General features: G+C 70.7%; 4 protein-coding genes. 1 reads left to right on the plus strand and 3 read right to left on the minus strand.

Going from position 1 to position 4,738, the window contains the following annotated elements; translation table 11 throughout:
• Positions 1-7: 7 nt before the first annotated feature.
• The gene (gene pepN, locus AOK11_RS29525; protein WP_055596775.1) at positions 8-2,602 is read right to left on the minus strand and encodes an aminopeptidase N; all 2,595 of its coding nucleotides are present in this window, start codon (positions 2,600-2,602) and stop codon (positions 8-10) included.
• Positions 2,603-2,780: 178 nt separating this feature from the next.
• Between pepN and AOK11_RS29530 the strand changes: the two genes are divergently transcribed.
• Positions 2,781-3,431: a mycothiol-dependent nitroreductase Rv2466c family protein gene (locus tag AOK11_RS29530; protein ID WP_055596776.1), complete on the plus strand. Its 651-nt coding sequence runs from the start codon at positions 2,781-2,783 to the stop codon at positions 3,429-3,431.
• Positions 3,432-3,524: 93 nt separating this feature from the next.
• Here the strand turns inward: AOK11_RS29530 and AOK11_RS29535 are convergent, their stop codons facing one another.
• Both AOK11_RS29535 and AOK11_RS29540 read right to left on the minus strand, forming a co-directional pair.
• The gene (locus tag AOK11_RS29535; protein ID WP_055596777.1) at positions 3,525-3,767 is read right to left on the minus strand and encodes a hypothetical protein; all 243 of its coding nucleotides are present in this window, start codon (positions 3,765-3,767) and stop codon (positions 3,525-3,527) included.
• A gap of 132 nt (positions 3,768-3,899) precedes the next feature.
• The gene (locus AOK11_RS29540) at positions 3,900-4,541 is read right to left on the minus strand and encodes a superoxide dismutase (protein ID WP_055596778.1); all 642 of its coding nucleotides are present in this window, start codon (positions 4,539-4,541) and stop codon (positions 3,900-3,902) included.
• Between the last annotated feature and the right edge of the window lie 197 nt (positions 4,542-4,738).

Below are 4,738 nucleotides of genomic sequence, written 5' to 3' on the forward strand. Positions count from 1 at the left end.
CCCGCGGTCACCCCGTCGCCGCGTCGCACGCCTGGCCGCGCAGCGCACGTGCCAGGTCGTCCCGGGCCTCCAGCACCAGGCGGCGCAGCGCCGGGGGAGCGTCCTCGTGGGCCGCGAGCCACGCGTCCGTCGCGTCCAGCGTCTCCGGCGAGTCCAGCAGCTCGGGGAAGAGTCCCCGCACCACGTGCAGGGCGATCTGGATGGACCGCTCCTCCCACACCCGCTCGATCACCGCGAAGTACTTCTCCGCGTACGGCGCGAGCAGCTCCCGCTGCGAGGGCTGGGCGAAGCCCGCGATCGTCGCCTCCACCAGCGCGTTGGACAGTTCCTCCGACTCCACGACCCGCGCCCAGCCCCGGGCCTTGACCTCCGCCGACGGACGGGCGGCCAGGCAGCGGACCTGGTGGCGCTTGCCGGAGGCGGTGTCGTCCCGGGCCAGCTCCTCGGCCAGCGCCTTCTCGTCGGCGAACCCGTGCGCGGCCAGCGGCTCCAGGAACACCCAGCGCAGCTCCTGGTCGACGTCGAGCCCCTCGACCGTCACCGTGCCCGACAGCAGCTCCTGGAGCAGCTGGAAGTCGCCCGGCGCCACGGCCGACCGGGCGAAGAAGCGGGCCCAGGCCAGCTGCGGCTCACTGCCCGGCTCGGCCGCCTCCAGCTCGCGCCGGGCGCCCTCGGCGAGCAGCCGGCCGCCGGTCTCCCGCCAGGCGGGCGCCGCGTAGTGGACGAGCGCCGACTCGGCCCAGGCGTGCAGCATCTGCAGCACGCCGATGTCGGACTCGCGCCCGCCGAACCGCAGCACCAGGTCCACGAACTCCCGCGCGGGCAGCAGCGCGTCCCGGGTGAGGTTCCACAGCGCCGACCAGCACAGGGCGCGGGCCAGCGGGTCGGTCAGCGCGCCCAGGTGCTCGCGGAGCGTGGCCAGGGAGGTCTCGTCGAAGCGGATCTTGCAGTACGTGAGGTCGTCGTCGTTGACCAGTACCAGCTCGGGCGCCTCGGCGCCCGCCAGCTCGGCGACGACTGTACGGGCCCCGTCGACGTCCGTCTCGGCCCGCGCGTACCGTTCCAGCGCGCCGTCGGGCGTGCGCCGGTACAGGCCCACCGCGACCCGGTGCGGGCGCAGTTCGGGATGCGACTCCGCGGCCTCCTGCACCACCGCGAGTTCCTCGACCCTGCCGTCCGCGCCCAGCAGCACCTGGGGAGTGAGGGAGTTGACCCCGGCCGTCTGGAGCCAGGCCCGCGACCACGCCGTCATGTCGCGTCCGCTGGTCTCCTCGAGGACCGACAGCAGGTCACCGAGGCGCGTGTTGCCGTACGCGTGCCGCTTGAAGTAGCGCCGGGCGCCCTCCAGGAAGGCGTCCTGGCCGACGTACGCCACCAGCTGCTTGAGCACCGAGGCGCCCTTGGCGTAGGTGATGCCGTCGAAGTTCAGCTTGGCGTCCTGCAGGTCGCGGATGTCCGCGGTGACCGGGTGCGTGGACGGCAGCTGGTCCGCGCGGTACGCCCAGGCCTTGCGGCGGTTGGCGAAGGTGATCCAGCCGTCGGTGAACCGGGTGGCGCCCACGAGCGAGAAGGCGCCCATGAAGTCGGCGAAGGACTCCTTCAGCCACAGGTCGTCCCACCACTCCATGGTGACCAGGTCGCCGAACCACATGTGCGCCATCTCGTGCAGGATCACGTTGGCGCGGCCCTCGTAGGACGCCTGCGTGACCTTGCCGCGGAAGATGAACTCCTCCCGGAAGGTGACCAGTCCGGGGTTCTCCATCGCGCCCAGGTTGTACTCGGGCACGAACGCCTGGTCGTACTTCCCGAAGGGGTAGGGGTAGTCGACGTGGTCGTGGAAGAAGTCCAGGCCCTGCTTGGTCACCAGGAACACGTCGTCGGCGTCGAAATGCGGGGCCAGACCCTTGCGGCACATCGCGCCGAGCGGGATCTCCAGCTGTGTGCCGTCGGGCAGTTCACGCTCGTAGGTGTCCGTGACGTAGTGGTACGGCCCGGCGACCACACAGGTGATGTAGGTCGAGATCGGCTTGGTCTCCGCGAACCGCCACACACCGTCGGTGAGTTCGCCGACGCCGTTGCTCCACACCGTCCAGCCCTCGGGGGCCCGCACCTCGAAGCGGTAGGGCGCCTTGAGGTCGGGCTGCTCGAAGTTGGCGTACACCCGGCGGGCGTCGGCCGGCTCGTACTGGGTGTAGAGGTAGACCTCGCCGTCCTCGGGGTCGACGAAGCGGTGCATGCCCTCGCCGGTACGGGAGTAGGCGCACTGGGCGTCGACGATCAGCTCGTTGTCGGCGGCCAGGTCCTCCAGCAGCAGCCGGGAGCCGTCGAACACCTCTCCGGGGTCGAGGTCCCGCCCGTTGAGCGAGACGGCCGTCACGGCCGGCGCGATCAGGTCCGCGAAGCTGCTCGCGCCGGGCTCCGTGCAGCGGAACCGGACGGTCGTCACCGAGCGGAAGGTGTGCGGCCCCTCCGCGCCGTCCCCGCCTTCCCCGGCACTCGCGCCGGTGGCGGTGCGCAGGTCGAGGGACACCTCGTACCCGTCCACCGACAACAGTGCGGCCCGCTCCCGGGCCTCGTCGCGGGTCAGGTTCTCACCGGGCACGGGCGGACTCCTCATACGTCGTCATACGGCGTCGGCATCGACAGGGCTGTACAGCACCGATCCTGCCACGCGCCCCTGACGCGGGGCAGTCGGGAATCGGAAGGACGGGAATGAGAGGGAGGAGCCCCGACGTTTCCCCGGGGAAGCGATTCCCCGCACCCGCCTCCCGAGGAGCGTCATGCCGGACACGTCCACCGCCACCACCCCCGTCGACTTCTGGTTCGACCCGCTGTGCCCCTGGGCCTGGATGACCTCCCGCTGGGTGCTGGAGGTGGAGAAGGTGCGGGACATCAAGGTCCGCTGGCACCTGATGAGTCTCGCGGTGCTCAACGAGGACCGGCTCGACGAGCTGCCCGAGGAGTACCGCGAGATGCTCGCGACCAAGGCGTGGGGCCCCGTCCGCGTCGTCATCGCGGCCCAGGAGGAGCACGGCGCCGAGGTGCTCGGCGACCTCTACACCGCGCTCGGCACCCGCATCCACAACCAGGGCGAGGGCCCCGAGAAGGAGGTCGTCGCCGCCGCCCTGAAGGAGGTCGGCCTGCCCGACTCCCTCATGGAGCACTGGGACTCCACCCCGTACGAGCCCCAGTTGCGCGCCTCCCACAAGGAGGGCATCGACAAGGTCGGCCAGGACGTCGGCACCCCGGTCATCGCCGTGCCCGGCGCCGACGGCGAGCAGATCGCCTTCTTCGGCCCGGTCGTCACCCCCGCCCCCAAGGGCGAGGAGGCCGCCCGCCTCTGGGACGGCACCCTCGCCGTGGCCTCCGTCCCCGGCTTCTACGAGCTCAAGCGCACGCGGACGAAGGGCCCGGACTTCAGCAACCTGTGAGGGGGCGACCCGGGCTCGGCCGCTCCGGGGCCCGGAGGGACTCCGGGCCCCTCGCTCCGATCTCGTCGCTCCGGGTCCGTCACTTCAGGCCCGTCATTCCGGTTCGGGCAGGCGGATGGGTTTGGGGAACGGCTTCATGAGCCATCCCGTGCGCAGGTTGCGGCACTGCTTGCCGGTGTCCGGGTCCAGCACGTTCTCGCAGATCCAGAACTCGCCCACCCCCGCGCGGCCCAGCCGTTCCTTGAGCTGTTCCTGTTCCGCCCTGGTCAGCCGACGGTGCAGTTGCTCCGCGTCGCAGGTCGAGCAGGGATACTTCTTGGTCCTGAGTGTCGTCATGGGGCACTTTGACCCGGAATACCGCAGACCGGAAGCCCCCGCGAGTCGAGTCCTCGCGGGGGCTTCCGTCTTTCCGCCTGCCGGGTGAACGGTGAGAAGACGATCACGGGGCAGAGCGTTCACGGGCGGCCCTCAGGGGGCGAGCAGGAGCACATCCGTGCGGGACTTCGCGGCCTCGTAGCGCCTGGCCACGTCCTGCCAGTTCACGACGGCCCACATGGCGTCGATGAAGTCGACCTTCTGGTTCCTGTACTGGAGGTAGAAGGCGTGCTCCCAGGCGTCGAAGACCAGGATCGGTGTCGCGCCCTGGCCGACGTTGCCCTGGTGGTCGTAGACCTGCTCGACGATCAGCCGGCCGCTCAGCGGCTCGTACGCCAGGACGCCCCAGCCCGACCCCTGCGTGGTCGCCGCCGCCTTGGACAGCTGTGCCTTGAAGCCCGCGAAGGAGCCGAAGGACTCCGCGATCGCGTCGGCCAGCTCGCCCACGCCGTCCTTCTCCAGCGGCTCGCCGCCGCCGTCGCCGGTCATGTTGTGCCAGTAGATCGAGTGCAGGATGTGCCCGGAGAGATGGAACGCCAGGTTCTTCTCCAGCCCGTTGACCGAGCCCCACGACTCCTTGTCCCGGGCCTCCGCGAGCTGCTCCAGCGTGTCGTTGGCGCCCTTCACGTAGACCGCGTGGTGCTTGTCGTGGTGCAGCTCGATGATCTCGGGGCTGATCACCGGCGCGAGCGCCGCGTAGTCGTACGGCAGGTCGGGCAGCGTGTAGACGGGCATGGGTTCCCTTCGAACCGCTTATTGCGACTAGCTTGCAACTGCACGCTAGCAGCAGAAGGGCTCTCCGTGCGCCCGATGCGCACAGCGGCACGGAAAAGGGCCCGCACGGAAAAGGGCCCCCGCGCGGAATCGGTCGTCCGTGCGGGGGCCCTCGCCGTGGAAGCGGCGGGAAGAGGGGGAGAGGGGGGAGAGGGGGG

Origin of the sequence: Streptomyces hirsutus, from assembly GCF_001418415.1 — a bacterium.
In the GTDB taxonomy this organism is placed as follows: Bacteria; Actinomycetota; Actinomycetes; order Streptomycetales; family Streptomycetaceae; genus Streptomyces; species Streptomyces hirsutus.

Coding starts and splice junctions, on each gene's coding strand:
- AOK11_RS29530 (WP_055596776.1), top strand. CDS start 2,781: ATGCCGGACACGTCCACCGCCACCACCCCCGTCGACTTCTGGTTCGAC.
- AOK11_RS29535 (WP_055596777.1), bottom strand. CDS start 3,767: ATGACGACACTCAGGACCAAGAAGTATCCCTGCTCGACCTGCGACGCG.
- AOK11_RS29540 (WP_055596778.1), bottom strand. CDS start 4,541: ATGCCCGTCTACACGCTGCCCGACCTGCCGTACGACTACGCGGCGCTC.